This is a genomic window from Acinetobacter sp. HA, from assembly GCF_000264725.1.
GTDB classification, from domain to species: domain Bacteria; phylum Pseudomonadota; class Gammaproteobacteria; order Pseudomonadales; family Moraxellaceae; genus Acinetobacter; species Acinetobacter schindleri.
Window position 1 is genome coordinate 1 of record NZ_AJXD01000012.1, and the last position, 16,302, is coordinate 16,302.

A 16,302-nucleotide genomic window follows, 5' to 3' on the forward strand; every position below is an offset into this window, starting at 1 on the left:
TTGAATCGATGTATTTCATCCGCAGATTATGCACGAATGCCAAGAAATCCGGAGTGCAAATATTAACCAAAAAGAAGATCGTTTTTTGATTTATGAAAGAGATCTATTAGATAATTCTTTAAATTGAATACCGATCCAATTTTTGATAGTTCTATCACCACCACATTTTACAATTTCCTAATCATGAGCAGAAAAGAGATATTACTCAATAACTTTATTTCAAACGATATCGTTTTGGTGCAAATCTGTTCACTCTTGGCGCATAAACATTTGACCAATATTTTTAAGCACTTTTTATTTTAATAAATAACTGTTTTAGATAATTTTATTTATAAAAAATAAGTTGGCACGCTTTCTGCTTTTATTTAGATACAACATAAATAGAGGAGAGCAATACACTTGATCACTCAATCACAAACATCGGTTAACCATGCATGTATAAAAACAATAGCAAGGACATGAGCAAGAAAAATGGAATAAACCGGTGAAATAATCAACTAACTCTGCTTTCAAACAAGCCCCATCTCAATGTTATGGGGCTTTTTTTTGCCATTGAATTCAAGTTTATTCGCCAAGTCGCAATAGCTAAAAATTGGCACGCATTCTGCATTTGTTTAAGTAATACAAAACATAATTTTCGTAATACTTAAGGAGATGCACATGAATACGGTTCAAGCTAAAAAAAACCTGCATCCGTTTAAAAAATTCCTGATCGAATTATTCAGCGTACGCGCTGGCTTATACATCAAACAAGACCTGACTTTTAAAGGATAAAACCGTGCCTAAACAAAAATTGGCACGGATCAGCGTGACTGTGCCAGAAACCACGCTGCATGCGATGGATCAAAAAATTGTCGAGCAGCACTATGAAAGCCGTTCGCAGGCCATTGTCGACATGATTAACCGTCACCTGATTGATGATCTGGTGATTCGCGATGAAGTCATGGTTGGCACACTCACCTTGCTCTATGACGTCAGTCTGAAACCGCTGCGCAGTCAGCTGGTCGATCTGCAACAGCAGTATCTGGCACAAGTGATCAATTCGCTTCATATCCAGCTGGATGATGAAAAAATCCTGCAAGTCATGCTGATGCAGGGCGCGAGCAGTGATCTGAAAGAAATTAGCGAACAATTTATTGCACTGAAAGGCGTGATTAAAGGGCATCTCGAACTGATGGATGCTGTCATGCCGCCCATTCCACAAAATACCGAACACACTTAAGGAGAACAGCTGTGCACAACTTATGGACTGTACAGGACTGGCAACACGCCTACCAGAATAACAATATCCAGCTTAGTGACCTGATTGAGTATGTTGCCGAGTTTAAGAATGACGATCATGCCTGGATTTCAATTGCGACAGCAGCACAATTACAGGCACAAATTGATGCATTGACTGGTGCAGATATTGAAAGCTTGCCACTTTATGGGGTGCCATTTGCAGTCAAGGACAATATTGATGTTGCAGGGTTCTATACCACAGCCGCATGTAAAGAGGCAGCTTATCTGGCGACTTCCGATGCTACAGCAGTAGCCAAATTAAAAGCTGCCGGCGCGATTGTCGTGGGTAAAACCAATCTGGACCAGTTTGCGACGGGTCTGGTCGGTGTGCGCTCCCCATACGGCGCGGTGAAAAACAGCTTTAATCCTGAATATATCAGTGGCGGTTCAAGCTCAGGTTCCAGCGTGGTGGTAGCCAATGGATTAGTACCATTTTCACTGGGTACAGATACTGCAGGTTCAGGACGTGTACCGGCAGGGCACAATAACATTATCGGACTCAAACCGACCAAAGGCTGGTTCTCGACTACAGGCCTGATTCCGGCTTGCCGCACCATCGATGTGATTTCGATTTTTGCCTTAACGGTGGATGATACCTGGCAGGTGGCGCAAGTCATGCAGGGCTATGATGCCAGCGATGAGTATTCCAGAATGCATCCTCAAAATGTACCGAGCCAATTTTCAAAAGGAAAAATTGCCATTCCGGATACACTGGAATTTTATGGTGATGCTGAAACTGAAAAAGCATTCCAGCTGGCGATCACACGTGTAAAAAGCTTGGGTTATAGAGTTGAGCCGATTGATTTTGCTCCATTTCAACAACTGGCAGCGGCCCTGTATAACCGCTCTTGGGTAGCTGAACGTACCAGTGCCGTGGAAAAAATGGTGCAACGCGAGCAGACCCATCCGGTAATTGGCCAGATTATTGCGCAGGCAGACCGGTTCAGTGCGGTCGATGCCATGCAGGATGAATATGAACGCGCCCGCCTGAGCCGTGTTATTCAAAATACACTGGCAGATTATGATGCCTTGATGGTGCCTACTGCACCCACCATTTACCGCATTGCAGATGTAGAAGCGGATCCCCTGGTCAAAAACAGCCATATGGGCGCTTATACCAATTTTGTCAATTTTGCCGATCTGTCGGCTTTGGCGTTACCAAATGCGATTCGTGCCGATGGTTTGCCAACGGGTGTGACCTTTATTGCACCAGCCTGGATGGATGAGGCACTGGCCAAATTCGGGCAAAAATGGCAGCAGGCGAGCCCGTTAAAGTTAGGCACCTCTGAACTTAGCTATGAAAAAACAACTGAAATCTCATCGGGTCACAGCGTCAAACTGGCTGTAGTTGGAGCACATCTGACCGGAATGCCACTGAATTTTCAGCTGACCACACGTAGTGGCACCCTGATCAAGCAGACCCGGACTGCTTCGCATTACAAACTGTATGCTTTAAAAAATACCACACCGCCAAAACCTGGCCTGCAATACAGTGCGAAAGGTTGTTCAATTGAAGTCGAAGTCTGGGACATTCCACGTGCATTGTTTGGCGACATTGTCGCTGAAGTACCGGCACCACTCGGGATTGGCAATGTACAGCTCAGCGATGGCACATGGGTCAAAGGTTTTATTTGTGAAGGCTATGCCTTAGAGGATGCAACAGATATTAGCCATTTTGGTGGTTGGCGCGCCTATATCGAATCTAAAAAAGTCAGCAATACCAAGTTTAAATGCGCATGCATAGGGGAAATCGCACGATGATTAAAAAAGCCTTGTTGTCAGCATCTGTACTGACCACGATTTTATTAGCAGGCTGTGACAATACAGCCAAAGTACCGGAACCAAAAGCCAAAGCTGAAGGCAGCGTGAATACCAAGCCCATTACGATCGGTTACAGTGATTGGCCGGGGTGGGTGGCATGGCAAGTCGCGATTGAAAAAGGCTTCTTTCAAGAGGCAGGGGTCAATGTTGAGTTTAAGTGGTTCGATTATTCAGCATCGATGAGTGCTTTTTCGGCCAATCAACTTGATGCCGTTTCGGTATCCAATGGCGATAACTTGGTGATTGCATCCGGTGGTACCAAGGGCATCATGATCATGGCGACCGATTATTCAGCCGGGAATGACGTCATTATTGCTAAAAATGGCATAAATTCGATTCAAGAACTAAAGGGCAAGCAAATTGCGGTCGAAAAAGGCTTAGTTGATCATCACTTGTTAAATACGGCTTTAAGCGATGCGGGTATTGCACATACTGATGTGAACTTGGTCAACGCGGTCACCAATGAACTACCACAAGTCTTTTCAAGTCCTGATGTGGCTGCGATTGCGGTATGGCAGCCGGTGGCCAATCAAGCCTTGAAAGCCGTTGCAGGTTCCAAGATTATTTATTCCTCTCAAGATAAACCTGGTCTGATTTATGACACTTTAACGGTCAATATGACGCATTTGTCTGCACACAAAGAAGAATGGAAAAAAATCATTCAAGTGTGGGATAAAACGGTGAAATATATTAATGATCCAGCCACACGTCCTGATGCCTTAGCCATTATGGCAAAACGCGTTGGTCTTGAAGCCGATCAGTATGCACAGTTTATTGAAGGGACGCATTTATTGGATTTGGCAGCCAATAAAAAGGTATTTGAAAAATCGAACAACTTTGATTCACTCTATGGTTCAAGCTATCACGTCAATGAATTTAACTTTAAAAATGGTGTATATACCCAAAAAGTCGATGTAGATGGGGTCATTTATCCCGAACTTGTACAATCTTTACCATAATCCTTTTTATACAGGCTTTTCGTATCGAAAGGCCTTTTTTCGTTAAGGGGGCTGTATGTTAAAAAAATTATCTCTTTCTGTGTTGGTTGCTTCAAGCTTAATTCTCGTAGGCTGTAGCAAATCATCAGATACCACAACTGAAGCAAAAGCAGTCAATTCAAGTACTGCTCCGATCCGTATCGCCTATAGTGAATGGCCGGGTTCACTCGCTTGGGAAGTGGCAAAGGCAAAAGGATGGTTTGAGGAGGCAGGCTTAAATGTACAACTTGAATGGTTCTCCGACTATAACGCATCAATTCAAGCCTTTTTGGCAGGCAAAATTGATGGGGCGAGTGTCGCCAATGGCGATAACTTTATGCTGTCTTCACAAGGTGTGAACGGGAGCATTATTTTGGTCAATAGTATGTCGACCGGAAATGATATCATTATTGCGAAACCGGGCATTGAGTCTGTTAAAGAGCTTGCAGGGAAAACCGTTGCATTCGAGAAAGGCTTGGTCAGTGAATTGTTCTTTACCACCGCGATGGAGAATGAAGGTCAAGATCCGAGCAAAGTCAAAGTCGTTAATGCGGTGACCCAAGAACTATCACAAGTCTTTAATACACCAGGGATTGATGCGATCACGCTTTGGCATCCATTTGGTTTACAGGCCCTTAAAGCTGTACCGGGTTCTAAAGTCATTTATGATTCAAGCAAAACACCGGGATTAATTTACGATGTTCTTTCGGTGAACTTGCCAAACATTGAAAAACGTAAAGATGAGTGGACCAAATTGATCGTGGTGTGGGACAAGATTGTGAAATATCTTGAAGACCCTGCGACACGTGCAGATGGTATTAAAATCATGGCAGATCGTGCCGAGATTAAACCTGAACAGCTTGAAAACCTGATGGCGGGTACGACCTTGCTCGATTTAGAAGATAATAAAAAAGTCTTTGTTAAAGGTGATGGCTTGGACTCACTGTATGGTTCTTCTTATAACGTCAACAAGTTCAATATGCGTGTCGGAATTTATTCAGAAAGCCCTGTTGTCGAAAATACCATCTATCCACATTTGGTCAATGCTGCACAAGCTGAATAATCCATCTAAGCTTGATAAAAAAGGGCTTTTTAGCCCTTTTTTATGACTCACGATTTAAGCGAAGTTCATGCTTCAATCAGCCAAACTTTCTCAATATCATGTGCAGTGACCCATAACACATCACCACACTGCATTACCGCACCACTTCCAGCATTCTCTTGTGCAGTGATCTGCCTTAAAATCTTGCCAGAAATCAAATCAATTTCGATTAACAATAGATTTGTCGTTCTGACCCAAAGTCTGTTTTTAGATGCAAAAATATCCCCACCATCGCCACGTGCATGTTCAGGGAGTTGAATGGTTTGAACACACTCACAGGAGAGAGCATCAATTTTTGAAACCGTGCCATGCTTTTGATTAAGGCTAAACACATATTGATCATTGGCCGAGATAAACCAAGGGGTTTCATCAACATCAATCACATGTGTTACACGGTTTAAGAAAGGATCAATCCGTTGTACGGAGGCGTGTTGAGTGTTGGTGAGCCAAATTGCACCCGCACCATAGCAAACATTATAAGAGCTCGGTAAGACTTCAATATGTTGTTCAATTTGACCGCGACACGGTGCAATTTTGGTGAGTAATCCTTCTGCGGAGACCACCCAAATGGCATCATCGGATGCCGCCAAACTAAATTCACCCGTTAAATCCGCAAGACCCGTCGGAATGATGGCTAAAACTTCATTACTAATCTGATCTATTTTATAAATGGATTGATTTTCTAGACTCGCCACCCATACTGCTGAAAATGCACACACCGGAATTCCTGCAGCCTTAGGCACTTGAATTTCAGCCACCACCTGATTGTCTTGAGCCGAAAACTTTTGTAAGACATCCTGATTGGTGGCCCAAATATAGCGGCCATTACTCGCCATAAAGTCGACAAAACCGGAAACATGCCGAGTTTGTAGCGCAAGATGTTCAATGGGTACTTCATTTGATTCAAGCAAAACAGCATGATTCATCTATGTAACTCCTGCATATTGATGACAGCACGGTAGCGCAGTTTCCCCTGACGTAACTTCTCAATCGCATCATTGACTTTCGAGATGGGAAATTCCTCCACCCAGGGCTGTATATGGTGACGTGAGCAGAAATCGAGGAGCTGATGCATGGCAATCGGTGTACCTGTGGGTGAACCTGTTAGACTAATTTGTTGATCAATTAGCTGAAAGCTTGAGATTTTAAGAGGAGCTTCGACCAAACCGACCACATGAAACTTTCCTTCAGGAGCCAATAAGCGAATGTATGCATCCCAATCGAGTGCTTGATTGACCGTATCCACAATCAGATCAAAATTTTGTGGGGGAATATCATCAAGCTGAGTCGAGGAAAGGACTTGGTCTGCACCTAATTGTTTTAGTTCATCATATTTTGCAGGGTTTGAACTAAACGCAGTGACTTTGCAGCCCCAAGCTTTGTAAAGTTGCACTGCAATATGTCCTAAGCCACCAATACCAATCACGCCCACATGATGAATCGCTTGAATACCATGTTGCAGTAAAGGGGTAAATACCGTTAAACCACCACAGAGTAATGGTCCAACACTTTGGAGATCCATATTTTCAGGAATAGGAATCACCCAAGAGGCTTGCGCACGGACATGACTCGCAAAGCCACCATGACGTCCTACAATCGTGGATTCAGATTGTTTGCACAGATTAGGTTTGGCCGACAAACAAGGATGACACGTTTGACAATGACCCGATTGCCAACCTAAACCGACCACTTGATTGGGGACTAGATGTTTTACCGTGCTACCAAGCTTTGAAATACGTCCAATGACTTCATGACCCGGAACGAAAGGATATTGTGTTTGTTGCCAATCATTATCAAGCATAGAGAGGTCAGAGTGGCATAAGCCACAGTACATGACCTCAATTTCAACCTCATCGGGGTTTAAGTCGTTAAACTCAAACTGATAAGGTTGAAGTGCTTGCTTAGGCGCATGTGCGGCATAAGCAAATACAGGCATCACTTATGCTCCTAAGTCATCATAATTGTGTTTACCAAAATGGACATTTGGACCAGTCAGTTGAATTTCGCCACGTTTGACCATCTCACGCATATAACGAAAGCCTTGCGCACTGACTTCAAATAGATGTTGACCTGCAATCACAGGCGGATATTTCTCTAAAGCTTCTGGCGTTGCAAATTGAGGCAACGGTTTAATCTCGACATCATAGTCACAAGCAAAGAATAGCGGGAATGAATAACGTTCATCACGGACTTTACGAACACGATGAGAGGTTGCAGTAAAGCGACCGCCACTTAAGGCTTCAATCATGTCGCCAATATTGACCACAAATGCATCTTCAATGGGAGGTGCATCAATCCATTCACCTTTAGAGTTCACCACTTCGAGTCCTGCTGCAGTAGGTAACAAGATGGTGAACAGCTCCATATCGGTATGTGCACCAAAACCAAAGATATCTTCTGCTTCTAGATCATGTGGATAGTGCATTAAACGTAGTTGAGAGGTGGGTCGTGTGACTAAACGGTTAAGCGCATCGGGTTCAAGTTGAAGGGCCAATTCAAAACCGCGCAGCAGCACACGTCCTAAGGCAATCACATCTTCATAATAAGCGCTAACATCTTGCTTAAAATTCGGGAGATCGGCCCATACATTCGAGCCATGCATCGGTTTTTGAGCAATCACGTCAGGATCATCATCAGGTAAATCCCAACTCAAATCGAAAGCTTCTTTATTGTCTGTTTTGTTGGGTAATTCTGCCAAATCAGGACGATCAATCGCTTCAACACGTTCTTCACCCGGTGGCACATATCCACGATGCTTAATGCCAAATTTGCCGGCATAATACTGCATTTTTTCTTCAAAGGGTAAGGCGAAAAATGCTTTAGCTTGGGCTTGTAATGCTTCTATATGTGCTCTCGGAATGCGATGACCCTTAATATATAAAAAACCGACATGCTCAGCCGCTTTGCCGAGTTCTATCGCAACCTGTTGTTGATCTGCAGGATCTGCACTGTACAACCCTGAAATATCAATGACAGGAATTTCACTGAAATCTTTTTCAATCGTTTGAATGCTCATGTTACCCCCTAAAATGAGGCACGTATGGTGTGGAACAATGCGTGCCTTGTGAATTTACTAATGTCTGCTTAAATTTCAGTACTGTTTGAAAAGACGTTAATAATGACGATGCCAAGCACCATAAAGGACAGCCCAATCAGCGCTGCCGTGTCCAAATGCTGTTTATAGAAAATCCAACCAATGCATGAAATCAAAATAATGCCTGCACCCGACCACAGGGCATATGTAATACCCACGGGGATGGTTTTCATGGTGAGCGCTAGAAAGTAAATTGCGATCAGATAGCCAATGACAGTGATCGTGGATGGAATCCATTGGCTAAGACCATTCGATGCTTTTAAAGCAGAGGTCGCAATCACTTCTGCCACAATTGCAATCATTAAATAGAGGTAAGCCATATTGATCTCACTTACTTGCTAGTACTGACTTTGGTCATACGAGGAATCACCGGTAAATCTGCCAAAGCAGGATCAAGTTCATCTTCTTCGGCATGCACCAATTGATCGACACGTTGACGTAAGCTTTTAAACTCAGGTGTCAGCATGAGGTCAGGATGACGTGGGCGTGGCAAGTCGACTTCAATAATTTCTTTAATCTCACCTGGGTTGGCTTTCAGTGCCACGATACGGTCGGCAAGTAGAATGGCTTCGTCCATATCATGGGTAACAAAAATGATGGTAATGTCGATGTTTTTCCAAAGATCCATTAAGTGACGTTGCATTTTTTGGCGCGTATGTGGGTCAAGTGCACCAAAAGGTTCATCCATGAGCAGAATTTTCGGTTCATTGACTAAGGCGCGGGCAATGGCGACACGCTGTTTCATCCCACCTGACAGTTGGTGTGGATATTGATTTTCGTATTTTTCTAAGCCAATGATGTTAATCCACTCGCGTGCTTGGGCTTCGGCTGCTGAATGACTTTGGCCCTTCATTTTTGGACCAAACATTACATTTTCTTTGACGGTTTTCCACGGAAAGAGGGTATAGCCTTGGAACACCATGCCACGCTCAGGACTTGGGCCTGTAATCGGTGTGCCATCCACTAAAATCTCACCACTACTATATGGGTCTAAACCTGCAACCACACGGCTAAAGGTCGATTTACCACACCCAGAGGGTCCAATCACACAAATAAATTCACGTTTATGGATTTTGAGATCTAATGCATTTAAGACCGTGCGTTCTGTTTTGCCATGTTTAAACTTTTGTGTGAGTTGTTTTGCTTCTAAGATCACGGGACGTTGGTAAATCTTGTCAAAATAGTGACGTGAATCAAATGCATCAGTATGTTCAAGCTGTGTCATTAGTGTGCTCCCGCTTTCCATTTAAATAAACGTTGACCGATTTTCATCAGGACGACATCGCAGATCAGACCGATCATCCCAATAATTAAAATTGCAGCGAAGACATTGTCGAAATGTTGGTAGCGTGCTTGCTGGGTGATAAACCAAGTAATGCCAGAGGTGCTGCCAATCAGTTCAGCCACAATTAAGTAAGTCCATGCCCAACCGAGCAGTACACGCAAATTACGGTAAATTTCAGGTAATGCTGCAGGGATCACGACATGGAATAGGCTTTTGAGTTTATTCGTTCCTAAGGTAAAGCCTGCTTCAATCAAGCTACGGTCAACCAAGCGTGTGGTATTGGCAATAATCAGAATTTGTTGGAACAAAGTGCCAATCACAATAATGGCAATTTTTGGTGCATCGTTGATCCCTAAAATTGCAACGGCTAGGGCACCAAATGCAGGTGCAGGCAAATAACGGAAAAATTCAACAAAAGGCTCGGTCAGTTGGGATAGCTTGTTTGAAAAACCGCATAAAATTCCGAGTGGGACACCGGCTAAGGAAGAAATAAAGAATGCAGTAAATACCAATTTAATACTGTGCCAAAGGCTTTCGTGAAACCATGGCGCATTGGCTTGGGCAGGCGGGGTGGTAAACGCTGTTACCAAGGCTTTAGCAACCTCATGCGGTGCAGGTAGGTATATAGGATTAACTAAAATCCCTTGCGGTGGTGTTAGGCCTTGATCCACTGCATTCTGTGCCTCTGCATAAAACACATCTTTGTGCACACGACTATCGACTTGTAAAAAGCTGACACTACCCGATTGGGTAATCTGTACTTGCGGATGCCATATAAATGGTAAGTAACTTACCGCACACCAAATGAGAATTGGTATTAAAAATGACCCCAAGCCAAACAACAGTTTGTTCCTTTGACTGAGTTCGCTTGCAACGTAACTCATCTTGCTGCCCCCAATATTACGTTTTTTATAAAATGTAATACTGACTAAGCAAAATGGATGCCATGATGGGCTGAAATCATCAGGATGATGAAAGAATCTGATTTACAAAGAAGAATTGAAAAGATGGAATAGGCTACTTACCTAACTTAACATTCTGATTACGTATAAAAACATAAAACCTAGCATTTTAGCCTTTATTGATTATTTTTTAACCCAAACTATTTCATATTTTTACATCAGTTTAATTCGGCTTTGTTTTTCCTTAAGGTATTGTCCACTTCTTAACTCATTGAATTATAAAAGGGGAGCAATGCTAGAATTTAAAAATCAAATCGTACACGGCGCAATTTTCGATATGGATGGAACCATGTTTGATACCGAACGCTTGCGCTTTCAAACCTTGCAACAAGCTTCACGTGAGCTGATTGGCATTGAATTTTCTGAAAGTTATTTAATGCAGTGTTTGGGCCTTAATGCTCGTAGTGCAGAGCAATTGGCTAAAGAGCGTTATGGAGAAGATGTACCTTATGCCGAGATTCGTCAACGCGCCGATGTACTGGAACTAGAACATGTGCGTCATTACGGTGTTCCCGTTAAAAAAGGTTTATTGCAGGTCTTGGAACGCCTACGCAAAGCTGGCCTGAAAATGGCGGTAGCGACATCCAGCCGACGTGCGATCGCAGAAGAATATCTGATCAATGCCAATGTCTATAAGTTTTTTGATGTACTGGTCTGTGGCGATGAGATTAAACAGGGGAAACCTCATCCAGAAATTTTTATCAGTGCAGCCGAAAAAATCAATTTAAGTCCGGCACAATGTCTGATGTTTGAAGATTCTGAAAATGGTCTGCGCTCTGCCTATGATGCAGGCGGGATGACGGTGCTTTTCAAAGACATCAAAACACCGAACGAGTCGATGCTGGCACAAGCCCAGTATTATTATGAAACAGTCGAAGATTTCTTGACGGAACTGAACCAGTTTGTGCCTGTTCTGGACATGCCAGAACTACAGACTGCTTTTCCGCAAACGCTGAATCAGTTGACGGTCGGGATACACGGTTTTGGTGCAATTGGCGGCGGTTATCTGGCTCAGGTGTTATCGCATTGGGATGGATACACACGTCCACGCAAAATAATTGCTTCGACACGCAATCCACTGTATCAATCCAGCGTCAATGCTTTTGGTACTTACTGTATTCGCTATGGCCAGAATTCTTTTGATCAGCGTATTGAAAATATGAGCGTGATTGATGCGCATGATCTGCAACAAATGCAGAACATGTATATTGAATCCAGTCTGGTCGCCATTTGCGTACCAGAGGAAGCACTGGTTTCTGAAGCGGAGGTCATTGCACAAGGTTTATACGCACGTTATCTGGCTTATGAGCAGCAGGATCAGCCACTGACAGTGCTCATTATCCTGAATAAAATTGGTGCTAAACAACAGGTGATGCAGCAGATTCTGAATCGTCTGCGACGGATTACCGATGAACAGACCGCACAGAACATTATGGATCAGCATTACTTCTGTGACACTGTGGTCAACCGTATGGTGTCCAAGCTGTCAGACCAGAAACTGTATCGTCAGTTGCGCATTAAATACAACATGTTCAAGCAGTACCAGCTGGATGAAGATTTATCCACCGTTGATCTGGATGATTCAACCGCATTGAATAGCGAGCAGGAACATCAGGCAGGTCTATATATAGAAGACCTGCGCCGTAACTTCCAGCCGAGTCATATCCTGCAGTCTATGGATTTGATTCTGTTTAATGCTGAAACAGATATGCCAATTTATGTGGAAAATAACAGTCCCTTACTGGCGAAAATGCGACAGATGATTCTGGTGGATGATATTGCCAATATCCAGCTGATTAAAAACCGCTTATGGAATGGCATACATGCGATGATGGCCTGGTATGCCAGCCTGCGTGGACATCCGACTATTGGGATTGCCATGTCAGATCAGGCAGTCAGAAAATTTATGCACCAGTCCTTAGCTCAGGTGAAGCATAGTCTATGTTACCAGATTCCAAAACATGCCTCAGATCTGGAACGTCTGGCTCAAAGCTTTAGTGAATCTTGTGCCCATGCTTATCAGGACCCATGCGCACGTGTAGGTCGTGAACCCCTCAGAAAACTTGAGCACAATGAGCGGGTGATAGGCTCGTTGGCGACCTTGCTCAAATATAGCTTGCCTTTTGATGTGGTTTTAAAAGGAGCAGTGCTCGGTTATGTCTATGCGCTGGAGCAGGGCGAATGCGAACAGCAGGAACTGTTAATGCATTTGCAGATCCAGTTAAGACATATGGCATTAGAACCGCAGCTCTATGAGATGTTGTATGACGAAATGTCACAATTCATCAATCAGATCATTGCTGGAAAACTGTCCTTGCAGAAATTCATGCAACTGAATTTACAACAGGCATTCAGCTGAATAAAACGTTAAATCTAAAAGACCCAGAATTTTCTGGGTCTTTTTTTATGGAAATAGGCAATGTTTTAAACAGTAGTCGCTTCTTGCTGATAAATACAGGATTGCGCAATCTGTTTTTTCTCGGTTGCGGTCATTTCAATATCTTCCCATTTTTCCATTTGCTGCAAGAGCCAGCTAAAATCTTCCAGTTTGGGTTGGGCACTTTCACCATGCATATTACGGATAATTGTCTGAATCTTATGGAAGTCATAAACATGCTGATGATCAGAACATTCAAACTGGATAATCTTATAATCGACCAGCATCTCCCAGACTTCAGACAGGTCAGTTCTCTGTTGCAAATCGGCCTGGGCTTTCTGAATCGCAGTCACTAAAGCTTTTAAGGTCAGTGGATGTTGTTCTGCCCACTCCTGACAGACTGCTAATACTTTGTCTGCCACTGCAGGAATAATATTTGGGCTGGAAGCCACAATAAAACTATGACCTTCAATCTGTGCCTGAATATTCCACGGCTCGCCTACACAAAAGCCATCAAAGACATGTTGGGCAATACCTTTCACCATCGAGGGCGGTGGCGAGGTTAGCATATGAAAGTTTTTAGCCAAATCTGGATCGGTCAGTGCCAGCCATTCACGTAAACAGAAATGATGGATTGAATATTTATATACATGCGCCAGATTCACGCGTTTATTTTCTTTCAGTGCTTGCACGACTTTTTGCGAACTGGTTTTTTCATCGAAATCCGGATGTAAATCCAGCGCATAGCAAATATCCTGGCGCAGACTGATAAAGGCCTGATTAATGCTGAGTACCAAAGGCGTTTGCAGATTGGCTTTCAGTTGATCCTGACCAAGTGCTGCAGCTGGCAACATTGCAGACAGGCAGTGCGCGACATCAAGGAAGCCATAAGCCAGACGGTCACGCAGACTGGCCCATGAAGCTTCCCGGATCAAGTTCACCTTTAAACCTTGTTCCTGAAAATAACCCTGTTTTTCCGCCCATAAGATCGCGACACAATCGAGCAAAGGAATAAAGCCGATATTAATTTCATGCTGTTCCAGTTCAGACATTTTCTTCTCCTTATTCGCCCGATAACAGTTTTTGTGCATCCAGCAGACGTCTTGCCATTTCGCCCAAAGTTATGCGGTGACTCATGGCATTTTTGCGCAGCAGGGCAAAAGCCTGTTCTTCGCTCATGGAATGCAGTTGAATCAGCAAGGATTTAGCTTTGTCGATATCACGGCGGTCTGCCAGCTTATCTTGGGTTTCCTTGAGATCATTCAGCAGTTTTTTATGCTTACGGAACTGCTCAATGGAAATCTCCATGATGCTATTCAGCTTGCTCGGATCAATACCATCAACAATATACGCCGTCACACCGGCATCAATCGCGCTTTTGATGGTGTCCTTGTTGGAGTTCTGGGTAAAAAGAACCGTAGGTAATTCATACTGGCTCACGCAGCTTTCGATAATGTCTCGATGCGGGTGATCCATATTCAATAGAATGACATCTGCTTGCAGATTCTTGACATGCGTCATACTTAGATCATGGATGATCAGGCAGGCAACGACGATAAAATCATGCGCTGTTAATGAATCCTGAATAAATTCAGCACGCTCGGCATTGTCATCAATGAGTGCAATTTTAAGTTTTGGCATATTACAGCTTTATTTTTGATCCAATGATCGGTACATCTTGAACGCATTTATATGCAATTTTTGCGCCATTTTTATGCAATGTTAAGCAGGGTTTTCTGTATTTTTATGATTCCTTTTTGTGCAAAAGCTTTGAAACAGTGCAATTCCATCAATGTCGTAGGGGATTGCAATGCTTATAAATAAGTTGGACTAGCGCTTTATCCTTAGAAAATAAGTAAAAAAGCCTTTTTTATAAAATTGGCACAGATCCTGCTAAGTATTTAACAAGATAAGAGTATTGAGTCAAAGGCGACTTATACCTGAAAATTTAGACGGCCAATGACGTCCGTTCTGTTCGATTCTGACCTGCCAAAGCCACAGGCCAGGATATTTATAACGTTCAGTTCTGGAGGAAGATGGTCATGTCTTCAAATTTACAAGCTCAAAAAGCAACAAAAATAAGTCTATTCAGTTTTTCCAGCGCAGCGATGCGTGCCTTCCACATGAGCTGGCTGGCATTCTTTGTCTGTTTCTTCGCCTGGTTTGCCTGTGCGCCGCTGATGCCGGTCATTGCAGGTGAATTCAATCTGACCAAAGCACAAATCGCCAATATCAATATTGCCGCAGTTGCCATCACCATTCTGGTTCGTCTGATTGTGGGGCCTTTATGTGACAAATACGGTCCACGTAAAACCTATTCTGCATTACTGATCATCGGCAGTATTCCTGTCTTTGGTGTCGCAGCTTCTAATAGCTACGAATCCTTCCTGTTCTTCCGCTTATTGATTGGCGCCATTGGTGCCAGCTTCGTGATTACCCAATATCACACCAGCATCATGTTTGCGCCAAATGTCGTAGGTACGGCAAATGCGACAACTGCAGGCTGGGGCAATGCAGGTGGTGGTGCCACGCAGGTATTGATGCCATTAATGCTGGCTGCCCTGGTGATGTTCGGTGTTGAACAGGCAATGGGCTGGAGAATTGCACTGATTGTGCCAGGCGTGATGATGGTGATAGTAGGCTTCCTGTACTGGAAACTGACTCAAGACTGTCCTCAAGGCAACTTTAGTGAATTACGTGCCCAAGGCGTCAGTGTCGGCAGCGATAAAAAAGGTGGCATGGCGATTCTGATGCATGCAGCGAAAAACTACCGCGTCTGGATCCTGTTTGGTGCCTATGCTGCCTGTTTCGGTATCGAAATCTTCATTCATAACATTGTTGCAATGTACTACGTAGAAAACTTCGAGTTTGGTCTGAAAGAAGCGGGTATGGCTGCGGGGATCTTTGGTTTGCTGGCGTTATTTGCACGCGCCTTGGGTGGCATCGTATCTGACAGAGTCGCACTAAGCAAAGGCCTGGATGGCCGTACCAAAGTATTGTTCCTGATGATCCTGCTGGAAGGTGTGTTCCTGGTAGTGTTCTCACAAATGAACAGTGCAATGCTGGCAATCCTGACCATGACGGTATTTGCCCTGTTTACCCACATGGCCTGCGGTGCGACCTATGCGCTGGTGCCATTTATTGATCGTGATGCACTGGGTGGCGTGGCGGGCATTATCGGTGCAGGCGGTAACGTAGGCGCAGTTGCAGCGGGCTTCTTATTAAAAGGCATGCTGGATATCCAGACCACATTAATGATGCTGGGTGGGCTGGTAGTGATTGCTGCGAGCTGTGTACTAATGATCCGCTTCTCGGTTGAGCATAAGGAAAAAGAACAGCGTCTGTTTGAACAAGCGATCCAGGATCGCAACCTTGCTGAAGCGCAAAATTAAGACCAAATATT

The 16,302-nt window shown here is 43.8% G+C and carries 15 protein-coding genes; 7 read left to right on the forward strand and 8 right to left on the reverse strand.

Annotated elements, in window-relative coordinates; translation table 11 throughout:
- Positions 1-660: 660 nt before the first annotated feature.
- The 5 genes from HADU_RS16080 to HADU_RS03080 are packed head-to-tail and all read left to right on the forward strand — an operon-like array spanning position 661 to position 5,142.
- Positions 661-774 (forward strand): hypothetical protein, encoded by a 114-nt coding sequence (locus tag HADU_RS16080; protein WP_005222148.1) that lies wholly within the window; start codon positions 661-663, stop codon positions 772-774.
- Positions 775-778: 4 nt separating this feature from the next.
- Positions 779-1,222, forward strand: a complete 444-nt coding sequence (locus HADU_RS03065) for a CopG family ribbon-helix-helix protein (RefSeq protein WP_005222146.1) — start codon at positions 779-781, stop codon at positions 1,220-1,222.
- Positions 1,223-1,233: 11 nt separating this feature from the next.
- Positions 1,234-3,042 (forward strand): allophanate hydrolase, encoded by a 1,809-nt coding sequence (gene atzF / locus HADU_RS03070; protein WP_005222143.1) that lies wholly within the window; start codon positions 1,234-1,236, stop codon positions 3,040-3,042.
- Complete coding sequence (locus HADU_RS03075) at positions 3,039-4,061, forward strand: ABC transporter substrate-binding protein (RefSeq protein WP_005222141.1); 1,023 nt, start codon at positions 3,039-3,041, stop codon at positions 4,059-4,061. Before atzF ends, HADU_RS03075 begins: the two co-directional genes overlap by 4 nt.
- A gap of 55 nt (positions 4,062-4,116) precedes the next feature.
- The gene (locus tag HADU_RS03080) at positions 4,117-5,142 is read left to right on the forward strand and encodes an ABC transporter substrate-binding protein (protein WP_005222139.1); all 1,026 of its coding nucleotides are present in this window, start codon (positions 4,117-4,119) and stop codon (positions 5,140-5,142) included.
- A 65-nt stretch (positions 5,143-5,207) separates the two neighbouring features.
- Here the strand turns inward: HADU_RS03080 and HADU_RS03085 are convergent, their stop codons facing one another.
- From HADU_RS03085 to HADU_RS03110, 6 genes are all read right to left on the reverse strand, one after another.
- Positions 5,208-6,107 (reverse strand): hypothetical protein, encoded by a 900-nt coding sequence (locus tag HADU_RS03085; RefSeq protein WP_004894896.1) that lies wholly within the window; start codon positions 6,105-6,107, stop codon positions 5,208-5,210.
- Complete coding sequence (gene ahr, locus HADU_RS03090; protein ID WP_005222137.1) at positions 6,104-7,117, reverse strand: NADPH-dependent aldehyde reductase Ahr; 1,014 nt, start codon at positions 7,115-7,117, stop codon at positions 6,104-6,106. The genes HADU_RS03085 and ahr overlap by 4 nt, the downstream gene beginning before the upstream one ends.
- Before the next feature lie 3 nt (positions 7,118-7,120).
- On the reverse strand, positions 7,121-8,197 hold the full coding sequence (locus HADU_RS03095; protein ID WP_004894890.1) for an isopenicillin N synthase family dioxygenase: 1,077 nt from the start codon (positions 8,195-8,197) through the stop codon (positions 7,121-7,123).
- A gap of 68 nt (positions 8,198-8,265) precedes the next feature.
- Positions 8,266-8,595: a DMT family transporter gene (locus HADU_RS03100; RefSeq protein ID WP_005222135.1), complete on the reverse strand. Its 330-nt coding sequence runs from the start codon at positions 8,593-8,595 to the stop codon at positions 8,266-8,268.
- Between the two features lie 11 nt (positions 8,596-8,606).
- A complete protein-coding gene (locus tag HADU_RS03105; RefSeq protein ID WP_005222134.1) occupies positions 8,607-9,500 on the reverse strand; it encodes an ABC transporter ATP-binding protein in 894 nt (297 codons plus the stop codon).
- Complete coding sequence (locus HADU_RS03110) at positions 9,500-10,444, reverse strand: ABC transporter permease (RefSeq protein WP_005222132.1); 945 nt, start codon at positions 10,442-10,444, stop codon at positions 9,500-9,502. Before HADU_RS03110 ends, HADU_RS03105 begins: the two co-directional genes overlap by 1 nt.
- Before the next feature lie 310 nt (positions 10,445-10,754).
- On the opposite strand from HADU_RS03110, the gene mtlD reads away from it, so the two are divergent.
- Positions 10,755-12,881: a bifunctional mannitol-1-phosphate dehydrogenase/phosphatase gene (mtlD, locus tag HADU_RS03115; RefSeq protein WP_008303495.1), complete on the forward strand. Its 2,127-nt coding sequence runs from the start codon at positions 10,755-10,757 to the stop codon at positions 12,879-12,881.
- A gap of 65 nt (positions 12,882-12,946) precedes the next feature.
- Here the strand turns inward: mtlD and HADU_RS03120 are convergent, their stop codons facing one another.
- Together HADU_RS03120 and HADU_RS03125 are read right to left on the reverse strand one after the other, a co-directional pair.
- Positions 12,947-13,951, reverse strand: coding sequence for an ABC transporter substrate-binding protein (locus tag HADU_RS03120; protein WP_004809403.1), 1,005 nt, complete (start codon positions 13,949-13,951; stop codon positions 12,947-12,949).
- A gap of 10 nt (positions 13,952-13,961) precedes the next feature.
- On the reverse strand, positions 13,962-14,540 hold the full coding sequence (locus tag HADU_RS03125; protein ID WP_004809402.1) for an ANTAR domain-containing response regulator: 579 nt from the start codon (positions 14,538-14,540) through the stop codon (positions 13,962-13,964).
- A 401-nt stretch (positions 14,541-14,941) separates the two neighbouring features.
- Here HADU_RS03125 and HADU_RS03130 point away from each other — a divergent pair, with 401 nt between their 5' ends.
- A complete protein-coding gene (locus HADU_RS03130; protein WP_004809401.1) occupies positions 14,942-16,291 on the forward strand; it encodes an MFS transporter in 1,350 nt (449 codons plus the stop codon).
- Positions 16,292-16,302 lie beyond the last annotated feature (11 nt).

Coding starts and splice junctions, on each gene's coding strand:
- HADU_RS16080 (WP_005222148.1), top strand. CDS start 661: ATGAATACGGTTCAAGCTAAAAAAAACCTGCATCCGTTTAAAAAATTC.
- HADU_RS03075 (WP_005222141.1), top strand. CDS start 3,039: ATGATTAAAAAAGCCTTGTTGTCAGCATCTGTACTGACCACGATTTTA.
- HADU_RS03080 (WP_005222139.1), top strand. CDS start 4,117: ATGTTAAAAAAATTATCTCTTTCTGTGTTGGTTGCTTCAAGCTTAATT.
- HADU_RS03085 (WP_004894896.1), bottom strand. CDS start 6,107: ATGAATCATGCTGTTTTGCTTGAATCAAATGAAGTACCCATTGAACAT.
- ahr (WP_005222137.1), bottom strand. CDS start 7,117: ATGCCTGTATTTGCTTATGCCGCACATGCGCCTAAGCAAGCACTTCAA.
- HADU_RS03095 (WP_004894890.1), bottom strand. CDS start 8,197: ATGAGCATTCAAACGATTGAAAAAGATTTCAGTGAAATTCCTGTCATT.
- HADU_RS03100 (WP_005222135.1), bottom strand. CDS start 8,595: ATGGCTTACCTCTATTTAATGATTGCAATTGTGGCAGAAGTGATTGCG.
- HADU_RS03105 (WP_005222134.1), bottom strand. CDS start 9,500: ATGACACAGCTTGAACATACTGATGCATTTGATTCACGTCACTATTTT.
- HADU_RS03110 (WP_005222132.1), bottom strand. CDS start 10,444: ATGAGTTACGTTGCAAGCGAACTCAGTCAAAGGAACAAACTGTTGTTT.
- mtlD (WP_008303495.1), top strand. CDS start 10,755: ATGCTAGAATTTAAAAATCAAATCGTACACGGCGCAATTTTCGATATG.
- HADU_RS03120 (WP_004809403.1), bottom strand. CDS start 13,951: ATGTCTGAACTGGAACAGCATGAAATTAATATCGGCTTTATTCCTTTG.
- HADU_RS03125 (WP_004809402.1), bottom strand. CDS start 14,540: ATGCCAAAACTTAAAATTGCACTCATTGATGACAATGCCGAGCGTGCT.
- HADU_RS03130 (WP_004809401.1), top strand. CDS start 14,942: ATGTCTTCAAATTTACAAGCTCAAAAAGCAACAAAAATAAGTCTATTC.